This window comes from Rhizobium sp. P38BS-XIX (assembly GCF_012641435.1).
In the GTDB taxonomy this organism is placed as follows: Bacteria; Pseudomonadota; Alphaproteobacteria; order Rhizobiales; family Rhizobiaceae; genus Rhizobium.
Window position 1 is genome coordinate 69,274 of record NZ_JABAIJ010000017.1, and the last position, 20,573, is coordinate 89,846.

The 20,573-nt window shown below is 61.5% G+C and carries 19 protein-coding genes; 14 read left to right on the forward strand and 5 right to left on the reverse strand.

The features are described from left to right. Nucleotides 1-44 precede the first annotated feature (44 nt). Complete coding sequence (locus tag HGP17_RS31840) at nucleotides 45-1,526, forward strand: NAD-dependent succinate-semialdehyde dehydrogenase (protein ID WP_168815718.1); 1,482 nt, start codon at nucleotides 45-47, stop codon at nucleotides 1,524-1,526. A gap of 9 nt (nucleotides 1,527-1,535) precedes the next feature. Here HGP17_RS31840 and HGP17_RS31845 read toward each other — a convergent pair whose 3' ends face one another. Next, nucleotides 1,536-2,309, reverse strand: coding sequence for a metallophosphoesterase (locus HGP17_RS31845; RefSeq protein WP_168815720.1), 774 nt, complete (start codon nucleotides 2,307-2,309; stop codon nucleotides 1,536-1,538). Between the two features lie 380 nt (nucleotides 2,310-2,689). Between HGP17_RS31845 and copD the strand changes: the two genes are divergently transcribed. After that, nucleotides 2,690-3,574, forward strand: a complete 885-nt coding sequence (gene copD / locus HGP17_RS31850) for a copper homeostasis membrane protein CopD (RefSeq protein WP_168815722.1) — start codon at nucleotides 2,690-2,692, stop codon at nucleotides 3,572-3,574. Between the two features lie 46 nt (nucleotides 3,575-3,620). Here copD and HGP17_RS31855 read toward each other — a convergent pair whose 3' ends face one another. Next, on the reverse strand, nucleotides 3,621-4,391 hold the full coding sequence (locus HGP17_RS31855) for a TIM barrel protein (RefSeq protein WP_168815724.1): 771 nt from the start codon (nucleotides 4,389-4,391) through the stop codon (nucleotides 3,621-3,623). Nucleotides 4,392-4,586: 195 nt separating this feature from the next. Then, on the reverse strand, nucleotides 4,587-5,534 hold the full coding sequence (locus HGP17_RS31860) for a helix-turn-helix domain-containing protein (protein ID WP_168815804.1): 948 nt from the start codon (nucleotides 5,532-5,534) through the stop codon (nucleotides 4,587-4,589). A gap of 86 nt (nucleotides 5,535-5,620) precedes the next feature. Here HGP17_RS31860 and HGP17_RS31865 point away from each other — a divergent pair, with 86 nt between their 5' ends. The 5 genes from HGP17_RS31865 (at nucleotide 5,621) to HGP17_RS31885 (ending at nucleotide 11,863) form a co-directional block, all read left to right on the forward strand. Next, complete coding sequence (locus HGP17_RS31865) at nucleotides 5,621-6,895, forward strand: sugar ABC transporter substrate-binding protein (protein WP_168815726.1); 1,275 nt, start codon at nucleotides 5,621-5,623, stop codon at nucleotides 6,893-6,895. Between the two features lie 112 nt (nucleotides 6,896-7,007). Then, the gene (locus HGP17_RS31870; protein ID WP_168815728.1) at nucleotides 7,008-7,868 is read left to right on the forward strand and encodes a sugar ABC transporter permease; all 861 of its coding nucleotides are present in this window, start codon (nucleotides 7,008-7,010) and stop codon (nucleotides 7,866-7,868) included. Next, nucleotides 7,865-8,701, forward strand: a complete 837-nt coding sequence (locus tag HGP17_RS31875) for a carbohydrate ABC transporter permease (protein ID WP_168815730.1) — start codon at nucleotides 7,865-7,867, stop codon at nucleotides 8,699-8,701. Before HGP17_RS31870 ends, HGP17_RS31875 begins: the two co-directional genes overlap by 4 nt. Nucleotides 8,702-8,716: 15 nt before the next feature. After that, nucleotides 8,717-9,805, forward strand: a complete 1,089-nt coding sequence (gene ugpC, locus HGP17_RS31880) for a sn-glycerol-3-phosphate ABC transporter ATP-binding protein UgpC (RefSeq protein WP_168815732.1) — start codon at nucleotides 8,717-8,719, stop codon at nucleotides 9,803-9,805. 54 nt (nucleotides 9,806-9,859) lie between these two features. Then, the gene (locus HGP17_RS31885) at nucleotides 9,860-11,863 is read left to right on the forward strand and encodes an aldo/keto reductase (protein ID WP_168815734.1); all 2,004 of its coding nucleotides are present in this window, start codon (nucleotides 9,860-9,862) and stop codon (nucleotides 11,861-11,863) included. Nucleotides 11,864-11,954: 91 nt separating this feature from the next. On the opposite strand, the gene HGP17_RS31890 is transcribed toward HGP17_RS31885, so the two are convergent. After that, nucleotides 11,955-12,488: a methylated-DNA--[protein]-cysteine S-methyltransferase gene (locus HGP17_RS31890; protein ID WP_168815736.1), complete on the reverse strand. Its 534-nt coding sequence runs from the start codon at nucleotides 12,486-12,488 to the stop codon at nucleotides 11,955-11,957. A gap of 255 nt (nucleotides 12,489-12,743) precedes the next feature. Here HGP17_RS31890 and HGP17_RS31895 point away from each other — a divergent pair, with 255 nt between their 5' ends. Beyond that, entirely contained in the window at nucleotides 12,744-13,079 is a 336-nt protein-coding gene (locus tag HGP17_RS31895; protein ID WP_168815738.1) for a DUF6665 family protein, read from the forward strand. Between the two features lie 9 nt (nucleotides 13,080-13,088). On the opposite strand, the gene HGP17_RS31900 is transcribed toward HGP17_RS31895, so the two are convergent. Next, nucleotides 13,089-14,291 carry an ROK family transcriptional regulator gene (locus HGP17_RS31900; RefSeq protein ID WP_168815740.1) on the reverse strand — a complete coding sequence of 401 codons (1,203 nt, stop codon included), beginning with the start codon at nucleotides 14,289-14,291 and terminating at the stop codon, nucleotides 13,089-13,091. Between the two features lie 229 nt (nucleotides 14,292-14,520). On the opposite strand from HGP17_RS31900, the gene HGP17_RS31905 reads away from it, so the two are divergent. The 6 genes from HGP17_RS31905 (at nucleotide 14,521) to HGP17_RS31930 (ending at nucleotide 20,570) form a co-directional block, all read left to right on the forward strand. After that, nucleotides 14,521-15,759, forward strand: coding sequence for an extracellular solute-binding protein (locus HGP17_RS31905; protein WP_168815749.1), 1,239 nt, complete (start codon nucleotides 14,521-14,523; stop codon nucleotides 15,757-15,759). A 71-nt stretch (nucleotides 15,760-15,830) separates the two neighbouring features. Beyond that, nucleotides 15,831-16,715, forward strand: a complete 885-nt coding sequence (locus tag HGP17_RS31910; RefSeq protein ID WP_168815751.1) for a sugar ABC transporter permease — start codon at nucleotides 15,831-15,833, stop codon at nucleotides 16,713-16,715. After that, nucleotides 16,715-17,560, forward strand: a complete 846-nt coding sequence (locus HGP17_RS31915; protein ID WP_168815753.1) for a carbohydrate ABC transporter permease — start codon at nucleotides 16,715-16,717, stop codon at nucleotides 17,558-17,560. The genes HGP17_RS31910 and HGP17_RS31915 overlap by 1 nt, the downstream gene beginning before the upstream one ends. Then, nucleotides 17,557-18,579 carry an SIS domain-containing protein gene (locus tag HGP17_RS31920; protein WP_168815755.1) on the forward strand — a complete coding sequence of 341 codons (1,023 nt, stop codon included), beginning with the start codon at nucleotides 17,557-17,559 and terminating at the stop codon, nucleotides 18,577-18,579. Before HGP17_RS31915 ends, HGP17_RS31920 begins: the two co-directional genes overlap by 4 nt. Next, a complete protein-coding gene (locus HGP17_RS31925) occupies nucleotides 18,580-19,509 on the forward strand; it encodes a PfkB family carbohydrate kinase (RefSeq protein WP_168815758.1) in 930 nt (309 codons plus the stop codon). It abuts the gene before it with no gap. Further along, nucleotides 19,506-20,570: an ABC transporter ATP-binding protein gene (locus tag HGP17_RS31930; protein WP_168815760.1), complete on the forward strand. Its 1,065-nt coding sequence runs from the start codon at nucleotides 19,506-19,508 to the stop codon at nucleotides 20,568-20,570. Before HGP17_RS31925 ends, HGP17_RS31930 begins: the two co-directional genes overlap by 4 nt. Nucleotides 20,571-20,573 lie beyond the last annotated feature (3 nt).

Sequence of the window (20,573 nt, forward strand, 5' to 3'; positions counted from 1 at the left end):
GCGCCCGCGCGGCCTACCGGGCGAAACCAGTCGGAGTGCATAGAATGTCCTTTACGACCGCAATGACCAAGCATGTTCCCTTCTCTTCGCGCCTTCTGCGTGCCGCCGGCTATATCAACGGCGCCTGGACGGGCGGCGGGGCAACGAAGACGTTCGACGTCATCAACCCCGCGACCGGCGAAGTGCTGGCTTCTCTGCCGGATATGGGCGCAGCCGAAACCACCGCCGCCATCGATGCCGCCTATATCGCCCAGGTTGCCTGGGCGGCACGCCCGGCCAAGGAGCGGGCCGTCATCCTGCGCAAGTGGTTCGATCTCATGGTCGCCAACGCCGAAGAGCTCGGAGCGATCCTGACGGCCGAAATGGGCAAGCCGCTTCCGGAAGCCAAGGGTGAGATCCTTTACGCTGCCTCCTATGTCGAATGGTATGCGGAAGAGGCCAAGCGCATCTACGGCGAAACCATTCCCGCACCCTCCAACGACAAGCGCATGGTCGTCATCAAGCAGCCGGTCGGCGTCGTCGGCACGATCACGCCCTGGAATTTCCCGGCCGCGATGATCGCCCGCAAGATCGCACCGGCACTTGCCGTCGGTTGCACCGTCGTTTCGAAGCCCGCCGAACAGACGCCGCTGACGGCGATTGCGCTTGCCGTTCTCGCAGAAGAAGCAGGCATCCCGGCCGGCGTTCTCAACATCATCGTCGGTGTAGACGGCCCGGCGATCGGTCGCGAACTCTGCGGCAATGCCAAGGTGCGCAAGATCAGCTTCACCGGATCGACCGAAGTCGGTCGCATCCTGATGCGCCAGTGTGCCGACCAGATCAAGAAGGTCAGCCTGGAGCTTGGCGGCAATGCACCCTTCATCGTTTTCGACGATGCCGATCTCGATGCCGCCGTCGAAGGCGCCATGGCTTCGAAATACCGCAATGCCGGCCAGACCTGCGTCTGCGCCAACCGCATCTATGTCCAGTCCAACGTCTATGACGCCTTCGCCGCCAAGCTCGCCGCAAAGGTTGGCGAGCTTTCCGTCGGCGACGGCTTCAAGCCGGGTGTGACCGTTGGGCCACTGATCGACGAACAGGGTGTCGCCAAGGCCGAAGACCACGTTCGTGACGCCGTCTCCAAGGGGGCTCGTGTCGCCTTTGGCGGCAAGCGCATCGAAGGTGCCGGCACATTCTTCGCGCCGACCATCCTGACCGGCGTCGACCGGAGCATGAAGGTCGCGCGTGAGGAAACATTCGGCCCTGTTGCCCCGCTCTTCCGCTTCGAGACGGTCGAGGACGTCATCGCCCAGGCAAACGACACCGAGTTCGGCCTCGCCGCCTATTTCTTCGCCGGCGACCTGAAGAAGGTCTGGCGCGTGGCGGAAGCGTTGGAATACGGCATGGTCGGCATCAACACCGGCCTGATGTCGTCCGAGACGGCGCCGTTCGGCGGCATCAAGCAATCCGGCCTCGGTCGCGAAGGCTCGCGTCACGGCGCCGACGACTATCTGGAAATGAAGTACCTCTGCATCGGCAATCTTTAAGCCGGCAAATCAAGTCGAGGTAATATGAATGCGGCCCTGCCATAGCCGGGCCGCAGTCAACCGCCCGGTGCGAAACGCGCCGGTGTCAAGATTCAGCCGCAGGCCGCTGACTTCGGCCTGCTGGATCGGCGTATGACCATGCACGATCAGCTTCGGCAGGGGCTGGGCGCTATCGTAGAAATGCGAGCGGATGAAGACGAGGTCGTGATCCTGCTGATCCGCTATCGGGCGATCCGGATCGATGCCGGCGTGGACGAACAGGGCCTGCGGCGTATCCAGCATCACGGGCAGGCGGCGCAGAAAATTGATGTGATCGTCGGGAAGCCAGGTTCGCAGGAACGTGTCGAGTTTCTTCTGGGTGGGATATTGCTGTTTCAGCTTGAGGATATTCGCGCCATAGGAGGCAAGCGTCGCATCGCCGCCAAGCGCAATCCAGTCGTCCAAAGATATCTCGCCATCGACATAGGCAAGCATTTCCATTTCATGATTGCCCGTCAGGCAGATGCGGTCGAAACCATTCGGCGGCGGCGCCATCAGCCGGCCGATGACCTGAGCCGAAGCTGGGCCGCGATCGATATAATCTCCCAGCATGACAATGAGCTTGCGCCCGGGCAAGCCGGCGGCATCGGCGACGATCTTACGCTCAAGCGCGCTCAAGAGATCATAGCGGCCATGGACATCACCCACGACGTAGATGGGCATATCGAGATTATCGAGCCGCTCGCGCCGGCGGCGATGACCGAAGCCCTGCGCCATTTTTTCGCGAATTCTAGCTGCCGACATGAAACTCCCTTTCGAGCGCACACCCCGGAACGCCTTACAAACTTCTGCAAAAAGGCCCGAAAAGCGACGATTTTTTGCCGAAGGGCAGAAATCGGCGCCAATGGCCACCAACGTGATCTCATGAGATCCACGAAGTCGGGTTGCCTTGCGGCAAAGCGTCCCCAACGGCGCCTTTATGCATGGAGAAAGTTGACAGTGCGTATCCGCACTCCTATCGCGCTTGACAACATGACGGAAGAATCCTCCATCATCCGCATTGAAACGGTCTTGTCTCCCGAGGCTCTCCATGCAGGCCGCGGGAGAATGCCGAGAAAACAATGGCAGCAACAACCCCGGGGAACGTTCTCTCATGGCTTTTGTAACTTTATCGTGAAGCCTTGATGGACCCGACGACAGCGCTCGAACTCTGCCGATTCTTCCACGATGCATCACTGATGCTTCTGTGGGGAGCCTGCGCCTATCTGTTGTTTTTCGTGCCCAAAACGCTTGCCGATATCGTCTGGCGCCTGTCGGCAACATCATTTTCCCTGTTTGCAATCGTCGCGGTTCTGACGACGCTGGTATCGCTGCCGCTGGCCGCAGCCACCGTCGGCAATGGCTGGAGCGATGCGGTGGATCTTGGGACAGTTCGGGACGTCCTGCTCGAAACAACCATTGGTCAGGCCTGGCAAGCGCAGGCCGTGTGCGCCGTTCTGACGCTCGGTGCCTTTCTTCTTCCCGAACGCCGGCGTCTTCTCGGGCTGGCCGCAGGGTCCGGTCTCGGGCTTGCGGCTTTGTGCCTGACCGGCCACGCCTCCATGCTGGACGGCTGGCTGCGCCAGGCGCATAGGGCCAACGACATCCTCCATGTCCTGACAGGCGGCGGCTGGCTTGGAGCGCTGCTGCCGTTAATCCCCATTCTCAAGCTTCTTGGGCGGCCGGATTGCAAGGCGGAGGCACGGGTGGCGCTGCGGCGCTTCTCGAATGCCGGGCATGCCGCGGTCGCGGTCGTCATAGTGTCGGGCATCGTCAACACGATGCTGATCCTGAAACGCCTACCGACGGACTGGTCTTCGCCCTATCAAAAGCTGCTTGCGCTCAAAATAGCGTTGGTTGCCATGATGGCCCTGCTGGCGATCGTCAATCGCTATGTCTTCGTGCCCTGGATTCGCCGCAGCCCCGGTCGTGCCCTGCAAGCGCTGCGCCTTGGAAGCATCGCCGAGATCATGATCGGCGTTGTCGTCATCGCGCTGGTGGCGGTCTTCGGCATGATGGAGCCGGTGTAGGAAGTCGATCCAGCGGCAACCTGCTATGCATCGCTGCCGGTCAGCTCTAGCCGCCGAGTGATTGAACCACTGTGCGAACGGCGTCCGCATCGGTGGTCAGCGGTTTGTATTCCATGCCTACCCGGCCGCGATAGCCTTGCACGAACAGCCAGTCCAGCCGCTCTGCCAGGTCGATGTGGCCGGTGCCGGGATCGTTGCGGCCGGGATGATCGGCGACATGGAGATGCACGATCCTGTCGATCCGGTTCCCAACCACTTCGGGCGTATTTTCGCCCATGACGGCGGAGTGGTAGAGATCATAGACGATGCCGATCTCCGGGCGGCCGACCTCGTCGACGATATCCAGACCCTCTACCGTGGAGGAAAGATAGTAGCCGACATGGTCGATCTTCGTGTTCAGCGGCTCAAGGCCAAGGCGGACGCCGGACCCCTTGAGAATATCTGCGCCGGCGCTGAGCGCGGCGGCGATAGCGGCTCGCTGCTCGACGCGTGAAAACTCCGGCAAATCATCGCCGGCCTGCGCGATCAAAACAGGCGCACCGAGACGCTGAGCAACCGCCAGGGATTCCCGAAGTCCCGCGAGCCAGGCCTCTTTGTTTGCCGGATTCGTCAGCGCGATCATCGGCTCCGCCACCATGCCGGACACTGCTATGCCGGTTTCGGCAACGGTTGCGGCAATGGCATCGATGTCCTTGTTCCGCCAATGCCAGAATTCGACTGCGGCAAGGCCGGCCTGATGCGCCAGTCTGATGCGATCCGCAAAAGCGTCGCCCTCGCGCGCAAACAACCACTCGATACAAGCCGAAAACTGCCGCATGAGATTCTCCTCCCTCAACCGGGCATGAGCAATGCGCGAGATCGCTCGATACTGCAAGAGCAAGCAGGACCGCAAATCCAGAGAGTGCGCTTCAGCCTTTCACGGAAGCTCTGAACCGCTCCCTCTCTTTTCAAGGACTTCCGGTCAAGACATTCCGTACGGTAAGCCGCTGCGCATTTCCACCAGGAGAATTGCCTAGCGATACTGCTGCGGCAATCTCTGCATCGAGGGCTTGAGCGCTTCCACATTCATCGCGGAAAGTACCCGCATGTCGCGGCGGAAATCGGATGGCGTCATGCCGGCGATGTGGCGGAAGGACTTGTTGAAAGCGCTGATCGAGCCGAAACCGCTGTCCATCGCCACCTGCAGCACATTGGCGCCGTCCCGCATCAGCATGGCTTGGGCACGCGACAGGCGCAGCAGGCTCACATATTTTGCCAGCGTCATGCCGGTGGATTTCTTGAAGAGATTCATCGCGTATTTCGGATGAAGATGCGCCGCCTTGGCGATATCGACCGTATCGATGTCATGCAGAAAATTATCGGCGATGAAATCGCACATGCGCGCCAGGCTGCGCGAGGATTGCGGATGGGCCTGCTCGTTGCCTAGGTTCTCCTGCTTTTCCGGCAGCATGCGGTAGGGTTCGAAGGCAATCCGCTCCAGACGCAGGAGCAGTTCGGCGACGGCATGCTCGGCCTTGGCCCCGTCATCGGACATCACGTAACGATGCCAGCGCGCGAAATTCTCGTCGTCCGCGGCATCCGTTGCGGAGCTGATCAGGGTCTGCCCGCGAATGAGGCGACCCGAGATGTCGAGCGGCAGGCGAAGACGGAAAAAATGCACCAAGGGCAGGTGCGCGCCGGCATAGATCGAATCGTCGGACAGATCATCCAGCTGATGCGGCTGGCCACCCCAGAAAAGGCAGATCTCGCCCGCTCTCAAAGTAAGCTCGTGATCGCCGATCCAATAGTGCACGCTGCCGCGCACGATGTAATTGACCTCCACCTGCGCGTGCCAATGCGGCTTTGCCATCGGCAACGGGTGGTTATGGAACATCTGCAGGATATTCGGCAGCCCTTCGACGCTGCTTGCACCCGGTTGATAGATCGCCCGTTGACCCACCTTACTTTTCGCCAAGTCGATGTTCCTTTTTTAGGAGACAGAAGCGTACCGGCAGCTAGTTTAAGCGTGTTCTCGTGAGAACGGCAATTGAAAAGGGAGGATTTTCAATGCGTTTGAAACTTGCTGGAGCGACGGCCCTTGCGGTCCTGCTCGCGTCCGGTTCTGCTTTCGCAGAACAGACTACCATTACAGTCTGGAGCTGGAACATCGCCGCATCGGCGCTGAAATCCACGATCGAAGGGTTCAATAAGAAATATCCCGATATCAAGGTCGATGTGCAGGACATCGGCAATCCGCAGGTCTTCGACAAGATGCTGGCTGCCTGCGCCGCCGGCGGTGACGGCCTGCCGGATGTCATGTCGATCGAAAACCACAAGGCATCGATCTTCTGGAACCGCTTCCCTGACTGCCTGACCGACCTGACAAAGCTCGGCTATAATGACGATCTGAAAAAGCAGTTCCCGGACTTCAAGCGCGCCGAACTCGAAGTCGGCGACGCCGCCTATGCGATGCCTTGGGATTCCGGCCCGGTCGCCGTGTTCTATCGCCGCGATATTTACGAAAAGGCCGGTGTCGATCCGGCAACGATCAAGACTTGGGATGACTTCATCGCCGCCGGCAAGAAGATTTCCGCCGCCAATCCGGGCGTCATCATGGCGCAGGCCGATCTCAACGGCGATACCGAATGGTTCCGCATGCTCGCCAACGAGCAAGGCTGCGGCTACTTCTCGGACGACAGCCAGAGCATCACCGTCAACCAGCCGGCCTGCATCAAGGCCTTGGACAAGGTGAAGGAGATCAAGGATGCCGGCCTGCTGAGCGCGGCGAACTGGAACGAGAAAATCCAGGCGAACAATGCCGGCAAGGTCGCATCGCAACTGTACGGCGGCTGGTACGAAGGCACGATCCGCTCAACCTCGCCGGATCTTGCTGGCAAGTGGGGCGTCTATCCGATGCCGAGCATGACGGCCGACGGTCAGCATGCGGCCAATCTCGGCGGCTCGTCGCTGGCGATCTCCAACAGCTCGAAAAACAAGGAAGCCGCCTGGAAGTTCCTCGACTACACGCTTGGCACCAATGAGGGCCAGGTGACGATGCTGAAATCCTTCGGCCTGGTGCCGTCGCTGCTGACGGCGGTCCAGGATCCCTTCGTCAACCAGCCCCAGCCCTATTGGGGCGGGCAGAAGATCTGGGCCGATATCCTCGCCACCCTGCCGAAGATCCATCCGAGCCCAGGCACGCAGTATTTCAGCGATGCCGACGAGGTCATAAAAGCCGTGCAGACAAAATATCTTGCCGGCGGCTATCCGGACGGCAAGGCTGCGCTCGACGATGCAGCCCAGCAAATCGCCTCGGCGACGGGTTTGCCGCTCGCGAAATGAGTGACACCGCCGGGCGCGCATCCCAAGCCGCGCCCGGCATCCCCATCGCCTGCGGGGCGATGCGGATGCGATGTCACCTATCATGTCATCGCGCATAAGGGAGGAGGCTTTCATGCGGTTGCGAACCCGGAGCGCTTATGCGTTCCTTGCACCCTATCTTTTGGTATTTGCGGCGTTCTGGGTCTGGCCGATCATCGATTCGTTCCTGATCTCGTTCCAGAACACCCGCGTCAATCCCTGGGTTTTCAACCTGTCACTCAATTGGGGGCGCCTGTTCGGCGACCCGGCCTTCTACAACGCGCTTAAAAACACGCTGATCATCCTGATTGTCCAGGTTCCCGTGATGATCACGCTCGCCACGGTCATGGCGGTGCTGCTGAATTCACCGCTACTCAGGGCGCGCGGCATTTTCCGCTTCGCTTTCTTCGCGCCCGTCGTCGTTGGCGAAGTGGCCTATGCCGCGGTCTTCCGCCTGATGTTCAACGTCGATTTCGGCATCATCAACAAGCTGCTCGGCACTATTGGCGTTTCGCCGGTGTCGTGGTTCGCCGAATCGCATGCCGCGATGGTGCTCATCATCATCGCCGTCACATGGCGCTGGGCAGGCTATAATGCCATCATCATCCTATCCGGACTGCAATCGATCCCTGAGGATGTTTACGAGGCTGCCACGCTTGATCGCGTCAGCCGCTTCAAGCAGTTCATTCACATCACCCTGCCGCTGTTGAAGCCGATCATTCTGTTCTGCGTCGTCCTGTCCGTCATCGGCACCATGCAGCTCTTCACCGAACCGTATCTCATCACCAACAAGGGCGGTCCCGGCGGCGGCACGGAGACGCTCGGCCTGCTGCTTTACCGGCAAGCCTTCCAGTCCACCAACTTCGGCTATGCCTCGGCGATCGCCTACACGATGGCGGCGCTGGCCGTGGTCATCTCTCTTTTCAATCTTTGGGTGGGGCGCGAACCGAAATGAAATCGAAGTCCAAATCCACGCTCATCCGCTCGATCGCCCTGCATGGCCTGCTGGCACCGCTCGCCATCATCTGGCTGTTTCCGCTCTGGATGATGTTCGTCTTCTCGACCATGCCCGATTACGGCATTTTCAGCCCGGGCATCATCCTGACGCCGTCGACAGCTTTCATGGACAACGTCCGCAACCTGCAGGCAGACACCAACTTCATCGGCGCCATGACGATCTCCATCGTCGTTGCCATTGTCTACACCTTCCTGTCGGTACTGCTGACCTCGATGGCCGGATGGGCGCTGGCGCGCTACCAGTTCACTGGCCGTTCGGGCGTCATCGGAATCATCCTCGGCACCATAACGCTGCCCTACTCGGTGGTGATCATCCCGCAATTCATCATGGTGGCGCGCGATTTCGGCCTCGCAAACACATGGGTCGCGCTGATCGTGCCGCCGCTCTTCAACTCGCTCGGTGTGCTGTTCATGCGGCAGGCCTTCTCGATGATGCCGGGCGAGCTGTTCGACGCCGCCCGCGTCGAGGGCGTCAAGGAATGGCAGATCTTCCTGCGCATCGCCCTGCCGCTCGCACGGCCGACAATGGCGGCGCTGGCCATCATCCTGTTCCTCGCCTCCTGGAACAACTACCTCTGGCCGCTGCTCATCAATTCCCGGCCGGGGATGATGACCGCGCCGGTGGCGCTCGGAACGCTGATCGGTCTCACCAGGGTCTCCTGGGGCGGCATCATGGCTGGCGCCGTGATGCTGACGGCGCCGATCCTCATCATCTTCGTTCTCCTGCAACGCCACTTCATCGCCGGCATCGCGGCCGGCGCAATCAAATAATTCCGGGGACCTCGTATGGCTGAACTGTCTCTTACCAATATCGTCAAACGCTACGGTGCTCTGGAAATCATTCATGGCGCGAATCTCGAAGTGAAGGACGGCGAATTCGTCGTCTTCGTCGGGCCGTCGGGATGCGGAAAATCCACGCTGCTGCGCATGATCGCCGGGCTGGAGGATATTTCCGGCGGCGAGCTGAAGATCGGCGGCCGCGTCGTCAACGACGTCGAACCGGCCGATCGCGGCATCGCCATGGTCTTCCAGTCCTACGCGCTCTACCCGCATCTGACCGTGGAGCAGAACCTCAATTTCGGGCTGCGCATGAACGGCAATCCGAAGACCGACACCGATCGCCGCGTCAAGCAGGCGGCCGAGATCCTGCAGATCTCGGAGCTGATGCAGCGCCGGCCGAAGCAACTTTCGGGCGGTCAGCGCCAGCGCGTCGCCATCGGCCGCGCCATCGTGCGCGAGCCGCAGATCTTCCTGTTCGACGAACCGCTCTCCAACCTCGATGCCGAGCTGCGCGTGCAGATGCGTGTCGAAATCTCCCGCCTTCACAAGAAGCTCGGCACGACGATGATCTATGTCACCCACGACCAGACCGAAGCGATGACGCTGGCGGACAAGATCGTCGTCCTGCGCGGCGGCAATATCGAGCAGGTGGGTGCGCCGCTCGATCTCTATGACGATCCGGCCAACCAGTTCGTAGCCGGATTCGTCGGCTCGCCGAAGATGAATTTCCTGCAGGCCGAGGTGACGGACAATCAGGCTGGCCGTATTGCCGTCGTGCTCAAGGGCCAGCGCAATGTGCGCCTGATCGTGCCGATTACCTCCGACAAGGTTGAGGTTGGCCAGCCGGTGACGCTCGGCGTTCGCCCGGAACACTTTCTTGATGCCGGCCGCGGCGACATCGACATGACCGTCGATGTCGATGTTGCGGAGCATCTCGGCAATACAAGCTACATCTACGCCAATATCGAAAGCGGCGAGCAGATCGTCATCGAGCGCGAGGAATCCCGCAACACGGGCAATCGCGACAAGCTCACCGTGGCGCTATCGGCGGCCAAGACATTCCTGTTCGACAGCGCCGGCAAGCGATTGCGCTAGGCGCTGCCCTTATCCCTCCCAAGACAGCATGCAGATTTAGGAAAGGACCATTTCATGACGACTGAGACCTCAATCCGCTGGGGCATTATCGGCCCCGGCAGGATCGCGCAGACTTTTGCCGATGGTGTCGCCCATTCCCGCACCGGCAAGCTGGTGGCGATCGCCAGCCGAAACCCGGACAAGCCGGGTCTCGGTGATGGCTTCCCCGGCGCACGCATCGTCAACGGTTATGACGCCCTGCTCGCCGACAAGGAGATTGACGCCGTCTATATCGCCACGCCGCACACCGGCCATGCCGAATGGGCAATCAAGGCGATCCGTGCCGGCAAGCACGTCCTTGTCGAAAAGCCGATCGCACTTTCGGCTTTCGATGCCGAGGCTATCTATTACGAAGCCAAGAAGGCGGGGGTCTTCGCCGGCGAAGCCTTCATGTATCGCGTCCATCCGCAGACGGCGAAGCTGATCGAGCTGGTGAAAAGCTGCATCGTGGGCGATCTGCGCATCATTCGCTCCTCCTTCGGCTTCAACATGGGCAAGGTCAATCCGGAGCACCGGCTGTTTGCCAATGAGACCGCCGGTGGCGGCATTCTCGATGTCGGCGGCTATCCGGTGTCGATGGCGCGCCTGATTGCCGGTGCGGCCGACGGCAAGCCGTTCCTCGATCCCGACAAGGTTTCCGGCGTCGGCCATCTCGGCCAGACGGGCGTGGACGAATGGGCGTCCGCCGTCCTGAAGTTCCCGAACAACGTCATCGCCGAAGTGTCCTGCTCGATCATGGCAAATCAGGACAACACGTTGCGCATCATCGGCTCCGAAGGCCGTATCGAAGTGGCCGATTTCTGGTTCGCCTCCGGCCACAAGGGCGGCGTCGGCAAGATCGACGTCATCAAGGGCGGCGAGACGCAGACGATCGAAGTCAAGGAAGATCGCTGGCTCTATTCCTTCGAAGTCGATGCGGCTGGCGATGCCATCCGCGCCGGACACAAGGAATTCGCCTATCCCGGCATCGGCTGGGCGGATTCGATCGGCAATCTCCGGGTTCTCGACCAGTGGCGCGCTTCAATCGGCCTCGAATATGGCGTCGAGAAAGCAGCAAAGCGGACGAAGAACATCGCCGGTGCGACCGTCACCAAGGGCAACAGCATTCCGAAGCGCAGCATTCCCGGCATCTCCAAGCCGGCATCGCTCGTTACGCTCGGCTTCGAATTCTTCCCGAATTTCGCCGCAGCATCGCTGACGCTCGACGCCTTCTATGAAGCAGGCGGCAATGCCTTCGACACGGCCTATGTCTATGGCGGCGGCAAGACGGAAAGCATTTTTGGCGACTGGCACACCAGCCGGAGCGTGCCGCGCGAAGAGATCGTGCTGATCGGCAAGGGCGCCCATTCGCCGCTTTGCTACCCCGACATGATCGCCAAGCAACTCGACCAGTCCCTCAACCGCCTGAAGACCGACTATGTCGACATCTACTTCATGCACCGCGACAACACCGACGTTCCGGTCGGCGAGTTCGTCGATGCGATGGATGCCGAGGTGAAGGCCGGCCGCATTCGCGGCATCTTCGGCGGCTCGAACTGGACGCGCGCCCGCTTCGATGAGGCAATCGCCTATGCCGAGAAGAACGGCAAGACGGCACCGGCTGCTCTTTCCAACAACTTCTCGCTGGCGGAAATGCTCGACCCGATCTGGGCCGGCTGCATCGCCGCCTCGGACGACGAATGGAAGGCCTGGCTGAATGCGAAGCAGATCCCGAACTTCGCATGGTCGAGCCAGGGTCGCGGCTTCTTTACCGACCGCGCCGGCCGCGACAAGCGCGACGACGAGGAAGTGGTGCGCGTCTGGTATTCCGAGCGCAATTTCGGCCGGCGCGACAGGGCGATCGAACTGGCGCAGAAGCTTGGCCGCAACCCGATCCACATCGCGCTTGCCTATGTCGTCGCCCAGCCCTTCCCTGTGATACCGCTGATCGGCCCGCGCACGATCGCAGAGCTGGAGGACAGCCTTTCGGCGCTCGACATCAAGCTGACGCCAGAACAGGTGAAATGGCTCGAAGGCTAGGATAGGCGCTTACCCCGACAGGTGGCACCGAAAAAAAGCCCATCCGGGAAACCGGATGGGCTTTTCATATGCCTGAATGAACGCCGAGACGTCAGGCGGCGAAATCGAACGTCTTGGTATCCGCTCCTTCGAGCCGCAGGAGATAGGCCTTGCGCTCGAGACCACCGGCAAATCCCCGAAGATCGCCGGCCGATCCCACGACTCGATGGCAGGGCGCGATGATCGAGATCGGGTTGCGGCCATTGGCGGCGCCGACGGCGCGGATCGCCTTGGCCGAGCCGATCTCGCTTGCGATCTGGCGATAGCTGCGCGTCTCTCCGAAGGGAATGGCGAGCAGCGCCTGCCATACCTTCTGCTGGAACTCCGTTCCGGCAAAATCGAGCGGCAGATCGAAAGCCTGTCGTTCGCCGGCGAAATATTCGCGGAGCTGCCGCTCGGTTTCCACCAGCACGGGATGGCTGTCGTCTTCCGCCACGATCAGCAACGGCACACGGCCCGGGCGATCATTGTCCCAGAGGATCGCGGCAAGCCCATCATCGCTGCCGACGAGCTTCAAGGCCCCAACAGGCGAGTTCACAATCCGATAGACATATTGCTTCTCTGCATTTTTCGGAGTTTTGGTCATGCCGATTTCCTTTCTTTGAATTGCGCTCGTGGCATCGGGCGAGATTACCTTTGATGCAGCGCTTATGTCCGCATTGGACCTTAAATGAGCGCTCGCAACCACCCGAAAAGAGATTGGCGGCACGAAAATCCCGACGTTTTCCGATTTGCGCAGTCAGGCTCAAGATGACGCAGGCGGCATGCTCATGCTTGGGAAATCGGCTGCAATTGTGTAAAACGAGAAAGAGCCAATTCATCAGAGCATGCGGAGCCCGATATGACAGTTCGCCCGCCGCGCAACTTCAACCCATCGCAGACCAGGGAAACCGGCCTCGGCATTCTCGAATATGAGGTCATGTCGGAACGTGCCAGCACGCTCGGCCATCATGGCATGAAGGTCGAGGTGGCGCTTGCCGCCTTGCAGGAGGGTGAGGCGCAGGGCAAGGAAGGTGTCGAACACGAGCGGCTGGTCGATACCGCCGCCGAAGCCGTCTGGGGAATGTTCATTCACCGCGAGATCTGCGGCCTGCGCAACGGCCGCGACGTCATCCAGCGCTACGGCATTCCCAACAAGGTGCTTGCGCGCCTCGGGGCCAGCCCACGGCACCCGTGATTGTCAATCTTACGATTTGAGGATTGCCTGGAAGCGCGGATCGAAGGCGTGGCCGATCGGTTCGGCCGCCGCGCCGCGCGCCACCGCCCAAGGGTCGGTCATGCCAAGCTGCAGCCGCGGCAGCAGCCGGTCCGGACGATCGGCATTGGATGGCAAGAGCGGTTGCATGGCGGCGATCAGCCGTGTCGCCAGCTCTGCCGGCGCACCGCCGCATAGAATCACTGTCTGCGGATCGAATACGGTTTCGATGAGATTGACGCTCCAGCGCAGATCGATGGCCGCCCGCTCGATCCAGGCGAGGATGTCGGGATCTTCGGCAGCGGCGCGGTCGTTTATGAGGGAGTACAGGTCCGGCGCCATGGGATCGACGCCGAGATGCTCATAGAGCGAGGCAAGCGAGGCGCGATGCTCGAGCTGTGTCAGGCGACCGCCGGCCGTCAGCAGCGCCATACCGATTTCGCCGGCATTGCCATAGGCGCCGCTATAAAGTTCACCGCCGAGGATGAGGCCGGCGCCGATACCGTAGCCGACATAAAGGCAGACGGCGTGATCGAGCCCGTGCGCAGCCCCGACCATGCGTTCGGCGGTGGCGCAGGCGGCGGCGTCGTTTTGCAGGGTGACGTTGAGGCCGGTGCCGGCAGACAGGGTTTCGAGCAGGGGAAAGCGCTGCCAGGCGCCCATCATCCAGGGATTGTCGGCATCATCCTGATCGATGCCGAACGGCCCCGGCATTGCCGCACCGAGGCCGACGAGGCGCTTTTCCGCCTGCGCCACCCGTTGTTTCAGTTCGTTGCGCACATCTTCCACCAGCTGCAGGACGACGGGGGTACCCGTTGCCGGTCCGCCGGCCGGCAGGTTCGCTTCCTTGCGGATGAGGACATTGCCGATGAGATCGACGGCGATGGCGCGAGTGATATGACGATCGATCTGCAGGCCGATGGCGAAGGCCCCTTCGGGCACGAGACCATAGGGCGTTGATGGCTGGCCGCGGCCTCGCCGCACCGTTTCCCTCGATATCACCAGCCCGTCATTTTCGAGCTCCTCCATGATGTTGGAGACCGTCTGCTTCGTCAGGCGGGTGGCGCGCGCAAGGTCGGCGCGGGAGAGCGCACCGTTCAACCTGAGGGCATCGATGATCACCCGCCGGTTATGGGCGCTGGTGCCTTCGTGGTTCGTTCCGCTCGTAGCCCTGATCGGGCGAATATCGTTCATCTGTTTTTGCCTCTTGACACCAATAGAATATTGAAGAACAAATTAGTCAAGACAATTGACTTAAAAGAAACCACAGAGTTTCATCAGGGAACTTGAGCGAGCCCCAGGGCTCCAGAGACGCGCCGATCGACGTTCGGCAGCCGGCCCGGCCAATTGCCTGCTCGACACCCGATGGCGACGTCAGCCGCCATTGGAAAAATCGCGTGACTGTCAAAAACTGGAGGATGGAATGTTGAAATCATTGAACAAGACATTGCTCGGCGCAGCGCTGATCGGCGCATCCTTCGCCTCGCATGCCTTTGCCGAAACCACGATCAACGCCCTTTTCATGGCGCAGGCCGCCTATAGCGAAGCCGATGTACGCGCCATGACGGATGCCTTCTCCAAGGCGAATCCGGATATCAAGGTCAATCTCGAATTCGTGCCTTATGAAGGCCTGCACGACAAGACCGTGCTGGCTCAAGGGTCCGGCGGCGGCTACGACGTCGTGCTCTTCGACGTGATCTGGCCTGCCGAATACGCGACCAACAAGGTTCTGGTCGACGTTTCCTCGCGCATCTCCGACGATACGAAGAAGAACGTCCTGCCGGGCGCCTGGACGACGGTCCAGTATGACGGCAAATACTATGGCATGCCCTGGATCCTCGATACCAAGTACCTATTCTACAACAAGGAAATCCTGGAAAAGGCAGGCATCAAGACGCCGCCGAAGACCTGGGACGAACTGAACGAACAGGCCAAGACAATCAAGGACAAGGGCCTGCTGGCAACGCCGATCGCCTGGAGCTGGTCGCAAGCAGAAGCCGCAATCTGCGACTACACCACGCTCGTCAGCGCCTATAAGGGCGACTTCCTGAAGGACGGCAAGCCGGACTTCCAGAACGGCGGCGGCCTCGATGCCCTGAAGTACATGGTCAACAGCTACAAGTCCGGCCTTACCAATCCGAACTCCAAGGAATTCCTCGAAGAGGATGTCCGCAAGGTGTTCGAAAACGGCGATGCCGCCTTCGCGCTGAACTGGACCTACATGTACAACATGGCCAACGACCCGAAGGACAGCAAGGTTGCCGGCAAGGTCGGCGTCGTGCCGGCTCCTGGCGTTGCTGGAAAGAGCGAAGCCTCGGCTGTCAACGGTTCGATGGGTCTCGGCATCACCACGGCCAGCAAGCATCCGGACGAAGCCTGGAAGTACATCACGTTCATGACCTCGCAGGCGACGCAGAACCAATATGCCAAGCTCAGCCTGCCGATCTGGGCATCGTCCTATAGCGATCCGGCCGTGACCAAGGGCCAGGAAGAACTGATCGCGGCCGCAAAGGTCGGCCTCGCCGCCATGTATCCGCGTCCAAACACGCCTAAGTATCAGGAACTTTCTACGGCACTTCAGCAGGCGATCCAGGAATCGCTGCTTGGCCAGTCTTCTCCAGAAGACGCGCTGAAGTCTGCTGCCGATAACAGCGGTCTCTGATAGTCTTACCGGGCGGCGCATTGCGTCGCCCGCCTCTCATCCTCCATGAAGAATGAAAGAAGGGGCCCGTCATGTCCGGCACCTCTATGACAACTCGCGCCTGGCTTTTGATGCTGCCGCTGCTCGTGGTGATGATCGCAGTCATCGGCTGGCCTCTCGTCGACACGATCGGCCTTTCTTTCACAGACGCAAAGCTTGTGGGAACCGGCGGCAATTTCGTCGGCATCGACAACTACGCGAAGATGCTGGCGAACTCCAATTTCCAGCGCACCCTGATCACCACCGCCTGGTTCGCGATCATCTCCGTTGCCGCTGAAATGGTGCTTGGCGTGCTGGCCGCGCTGTTGCTCAACCAGAATTTCAAGGGTCGCGGCGTGCTGCGCGCACTGATGATCCTGCCCTGGGCGCTGCCGACCGTCGTCAACGCGACGCTCTGGCGTCTGATCTACAATCCCGAATATGGCGCGCTCAATGCCGCCCTCACCCAGCTCGGCCTGCTCGACGCCTACCGCTCCTGGCTGGGCGAACCCGGCACGGCGCTGACAGCACTCATCGTTGCAGACTGCTGGAAGAATTTCCCGCTGGTCGCACTGATCGCGCTCGCTGCCCTGCAGGCCGTGCCGCGCGACATCACGGCGGCCTCGCTGGTCGATGGCGCCGGACCCCTCAAACGCTTCCGCTTCGTCATCATGCCCTATCTTGTTGGACCGCTGATGGTGGCTTTGGTGCTACGCACCATCGAGGCCTTCAAGGTCTTCGACATCATCTGGGTGATGACGCGCGGCGGCCCGGCAAACAGCACGCGCACGCTGTCGATCCTCGTCTATCAGGAAGCATTCTCCTTCCAGCGAGCGGGGTCCGGCGCGTCGCTCGCCCTGATCGTGACGCTGCTGGTTACGGTGCTTGCCGCCGCCTATGCCGCCCTTGTCCGCAAAACCGCAGGGAGTGCCACCTGATGGAACGCAAGAGCCCGCTCTTTACCTGCTTCATCTATGTCTGCGCCATTCTGCTCGCCGTCGTCATTCTGGCGCCGATCGCCTGGCTGTTCATCATGAGCATTTCGCCGGCTGCCGATCTTGCCGCCAAGCCGCTGCGCTGGTGGCCACAGACACCAGATTTCTCGCGCTACAAGCTGCTGCTATCGACGCTGGAGAACAGCGAGGGTGCGGCCTTCACCTCGTCGCTGCGCAACAGCATCGAAGTGGCCGGCATGGCGACCGTCGCCGCAATCGCGCTCGCCATTCCCGCCGGCTGGGCCGTGTCGCGCACGCCGTCCGTGGGATGGTCGCTTTCCATGGTCATCGCCACCTACATGCTGCCGCCAGTCGCACTCGCCGTGCCGCTCTATATGGGCCTTGCCTATATCGGCATGCTGAACAACGTCTTCGGCCTGGCGCTCGTCTATCTGACGATCCTGGCACCGTTCACGACCTGGCTGATGAAATCCGGCTTTGATTCCATTCCGAAGGAGATCGAAGCTGCGGCGATGATCGATGGTGCCGGGCTGTTCCAGACCCTGCGAATCATCACGCTGCCGCTTGCCATGCCCGTGATGGCAACCTCGGCGCTCTTTGCCTTCCTGCTTGCCTGGGATGAATTCTTCTATGCGCTGCTTTTCACATCAGACCAGCGCGCCAAGACCCTCACGGTCGCCATAGCGGATCTCGCCGGCGGCCGTGTCTCGGATTACGGACTGATCGCGACTGCCGGTGTGCTGGCCGCCCTGCCCCCGGTGCTGATCGGCCTTGTCATGCAACGCGCCCTGATCTCGGGGCTGACCAATGGCGGTGTCAAGGGATGACCATGACCACAGAGAAAACACGCCCAGCCGGCCTTGCCGCCATCGACCGCGAAATGGCCCGCCAGCATGCCGACGCGCTTGCTTCCTTCGAGGCCGCAGCCGATATGGCCGCCAAGGCCGCCGCATCATTGAAGCGCACGGGCAAGCTGCTCCTCCTCGGCATGGGTGGTTCCCACGCCGTCAATCGCGCTGTCGAGCCGCTCTATCGCGCCGCCGGCATTGATGCGATCGCCCTGCCGCTCTCCGAACAGCTCGGCCAGCCGCTGTCGCTTGAGGGACGCACGATCTTCATGACCTCGCAATCCGGCGAAAGCGCCGAAGTAGTGCGCTGGTTCAACGAAACGGGCGGGACTGACGACACATTCGGCCTGACGCTGGAGAGCGGCTCCTTCCTCGCCAAAACCGCGCCTTCTCTTGTCGGCGCCGGCGGCACCGAACTTGCCTTTGCGGCAACCCGCAGCCTCACCGTCACCTTCGCGCTGCATCTGGCGATCTTTGCTGCGCTCGGGCAGGACCCGGCGCCTGCGCTTGCAGTGCTTCGCGCACCTGAAACGCTCGATATCAAGCCGGCGCTTTCGGCTCTTGCGAATGTCGCGACCGTCGTCACCTCAGGCCGCCGCCTGCAGGGTGTCGCCGAGGCATTGGCGCTTGGTTTGACCGAGCTATCCCGCCGTCCCTGCTTTTCGCTCGAAGGCGGACAACTGCGTCATGGCCCGATGGAAATGCTGGGACCGTCGATCGGCGTCATCCTCTTCCGCGGTAACGATGCGACGGCGAGCCTCGTGACGGCCATGGCCGTTTCCGCCGCCGAGACCGGTGCGCCCGTCATCGTCTTCGACGGCTCTGAAGACGAACCCGTGCCCGGCTGCGTCACGCTACGCTTCAAGCCGGAAACCGGTATTGCCGCCATCTTCCAGATGCTGCCTGTCGCGCAGGCGCTGATGATCGCCTTTGCTGACGAGCGAGTGGAGAATGCGGGTACGCCGGTCCGCTCCACCAAGATCACCCGGAGTGAATGAATGAAGCCGCTTGCAGTCATCGGCAACGTCAATATCGACCTGATCCTCGGGCCGGCAGCGCCATGGCCGAAGGCCGGCACCGAGATCATCGTCGATCATGACGAGCTGCGCGTCGGCGGTCAGGCGGGCAATAGCGCGCTTGCCTGGGAAGGCCTCGGCGTCGAATACGAAATATCGGCCAATGTCGGCAACGACCAGTTCGGGCGCTGGCTCAGCGAAGCGTTCGGCGTGCGCAGCAGCAAATGGCCTGTACGGCCGGAGGGCACAACGCTCTCGGTCGGCATCACCCATCCGGATGGTGAGCGCACCTTTTTCACGACGCGCGGGCACCTGCCACGCTTTAATCTCGATGACGTGCTTATGGTTCTCGACGGTGACAGGCTTGCCGGCGGCTACGCGCTCCTTTGCGGCGCCTTCCTGACCGAAGATCTCGCCCGCGACTACGACACCCTGTTCGACTGGGCCGGCAAGCACCGGATCACGGTTGCTCTCGACACCGGCTGGCCCCTCGACGGCTGGACGGAGGCGAACTGCCACGCTACCCGCGGCTGGCTTTCCCGCTGCGGCGTGGCGCTGATGAACGAGGTCGAAACCACCACGCTTGCCGGCGTGGATGATCCGGTCGAGGCTGCACGCGCACTCCACGCGCTGATGCCAGAGGGTGCCGTCTTCGTCGTCAAACGCGGCCCTGACGGCGCGATTGCTATCGATGCCGACGGCAATCTCGTTTCGGCCGCGGCGCCGCGTGTCACGGTCGTCGATACGATAGGCGCTGGCGATGTCTTCAATGCTGGTTTTCTGGCCGCCCTTGCCCGTGGCGTGCCGCCTGCGGCCTGCCTTTCGGCAGGGACCGCGGTCGCTTCTCGCGCCATTTCCACACTGCCGCGCAACTACGGCCCGGCCAACGCATCCGAGGAGGCTGTTCAATGAGCGCGCTCGAAATCCAGAACATCCGCAAGAGCTACGGCGAAGTGGAGACGCTGAAAGGCATCGATATTTCGCTTGAAAGCGGTGAGTTCCTGGTGCTGCTCGGCTCGTCGGGCTGCGGCAAGTCCACGCTTCTGAACATCATCGCCGGGCTTGCCGAGGCGACGAGCGGGGATATCCGCATCGGCGATCGCTCCGTGCTCGGCGTGCATCCGAAGGACCGCGACATCGCCATGGTGTTCCAGTCCTACGCGCTCTATCCGAACCTCTCGGTCCATCGCAATATCGGCTTCGGCCTGGAGATGCGCAAGGTGCCTGCCGCCGAGCGCGACAAGGCCGTGCGCGAGGCGGCAAAGCTTTTGCAGATCGAAGCGCTGCTGGAGCGCAAGCCGAGCCAGCTTTCCGGTGGCCAGCGTCAGCGCGTGGCGATCGGCCGTGCCCTGGTGCGCAAGCCTGAGGTCTTCCTCTTCGACGAGCCGCTCTCCAACCTCGACGCGAAGCTACGCATGGAGATGCGCACCGAGCTGAAGCGTCTGCACCAGATGCTGAAGACCACGGTCGTCTATGTGACGCACGACCAGATCGAAGCGATGACGCTTGCAACCCGCATCGCTGTGATGCGCGACGGCCGGATCGAGCAGCTCGGCACGCCGGACGAGATCTACAATCATCCAGCGACCCTTTATGTCGCGACCTTCGTCGGTGCGCCGCCGATGAACCTCTTGAACGCTACCGCCGATCAGGGTTCGCTGCGCATCGATGGAACATCGATCACGCTGCCCATGCCGGCGACGACAGCGACGGTCACTCAGGGCCAGGAGCTGGTTATCGGCATCCGGCCGGAAACGCTGCGGTTGGAAGAGAACGGCAAGCTCGAGGCGGTCTGCGAGGTGGCGGAACTCACCGGCCCCGAACTGATCGTGACGGCACAGGCAGGCTCGCAGCGGCTGATGGCCTGCCTGCCGCCGCGCACCGTGATTGCCGAGGGACAAGCGCTCAGGCTCGGATTCGATGCCAGCGCGCTGCATCTTTTCGACCGCGCCACCGGCAAACGTGTCGAATAGGTC

What these genes read in the sequence shown, in the direction of transcription:
- HGP17_RS31895 (WP_168815738.1), top strand. Translation starts at nt 12,744, where the DNA reads ATGACAGTTCGCCCGCCGCGCAACTTCAACCCATCGCAGACCAGGGAA.
- HGP17_RS31885 (WP_168815734.1), top strand. Translation starts at nt 9,860, where the DNA reads ATGACGACTGAGACCTCAATCCGCTGGGGCATTATCGGCCCCGGCAGG.
- HGP17_RS31855 (WP_168815724.1), bottom strand. Translation starts at nt 4,391, where the DNA reads ATGCGGCAGTTTTCGGCTTGTATCGAGTGGTTGTTTGCGCGCGAGGGC.
- HGP17_RS31840 (WP_168815718.1), top strand. Translation starts at nt 45, where the DNA reads ATGTCCTTTACGACCGCAATGACCAAGCATGTTCCCTTCTCTTCGCGC.
- HGP17_RS31875 (WP_168815730.1), top strand. Translation starts at nt 7,865, where the DNA reads ATGAAATCGAAGTCCAAATCCACGCTCATCCGCTCGATCGCCCTGCAT.
- HGP17_RS31870 (WP_168815728.1), top strand. Translation starts at nt 7,008, where the DNA reads ATGCGGTTGCGAACCCGGAGCGCTTATGCGTTCCTTGCACCCTATCTT.
- HGP17_RS31925 (WP_168815758.1), top strand. Translation starts at nt 18,580, where the DNA reads ATGAAGCCGCTTGCAGTCATCGGCAACGTCAATATCGACCTGATCCTC.
- HGP17_RS31890 (WP_168815736.1), bottom strand. Translation starts at nt 12,488, where the DNA reads ATGACCAAAACTCCGAAAAATGCAGAGAAGCAATATGTCTATCGGATT.
- HGP17_RS31905 (WP_168815749.1), top strand. Translation starts at nt 14,521, where the DNA reads ATGTTGAAATCATTGAACAAGACATTGCTCGGCGCAGCGCTGATCGGC.
- HGP17_RS31930 (WP_168815760.1), top strand. Translation starts at nt 19,506, where the DNA reads ATGAGCGCGCTCGAAATCCAGAACATCCGCAAGAGCTACGGCGAAGTG.
- HGP17_RS31910 (WP_168815751.1), top strand. Translation starts at nt 15,831, where the DNA reads ATGTCCGGCACCTCTATGACAACTCGCGCCTGGCTTTTGATGCTGCCG.
- HGP17_RS31915 (WP_168815753.1), top strand. Translation starts at nt 16,715, where the DNA reads ATGGAACGCAAGAGCCCGCTCTTTACCTGCTTCATCTATGTCTGCGCC.
- HGP17_RS31900 (WP_168815740.1), bottom strand. Translation starts at nt 14,291, where the DNA reads ATGAACGATATTCGCCCGATCAGGGCTACGAGCGGAACGAACCACGAA.
- HGP17_RS31920 (WP_168815755.1), top strand. Translation starts at nt 17,557, where the DNA reads ATGACCATGACCACAGAGAAAACACGCCCAGCCGGCCTTGCCGCCATC.
- ugpC (WP_168815732.1), top strand. Translation starts at nt 8,717, where the DNA reads ATGGCTGAACTGTCTCTTACCAATATCGTCAAACGCTACGGTGCTCTG.
- HGP17_RS31865 (WP_168815726.1), top strand. Translation starts at nt 5,621, where the DNA reads ATGCGTTTGAAACTTGCTGGAGCGACGGCCCTTGCGGTCCTGCTCGCG.
- copD (WP_168815722.1), top strand. Translation starts at nt 2,690, where the DNA reads ATGGACCCGACGACAGCGCTCGAACTCTGCCGATTCTTCCACGATGCA.
- HGP17_RS31845 (WP_168815720.1), bottom strand. Translation starts at nt 2,309, where the DNA reads ATGTCGGCAGCTAGAATTCGCGAAAAAATGGCGCAGGGCTTCGGTCAT.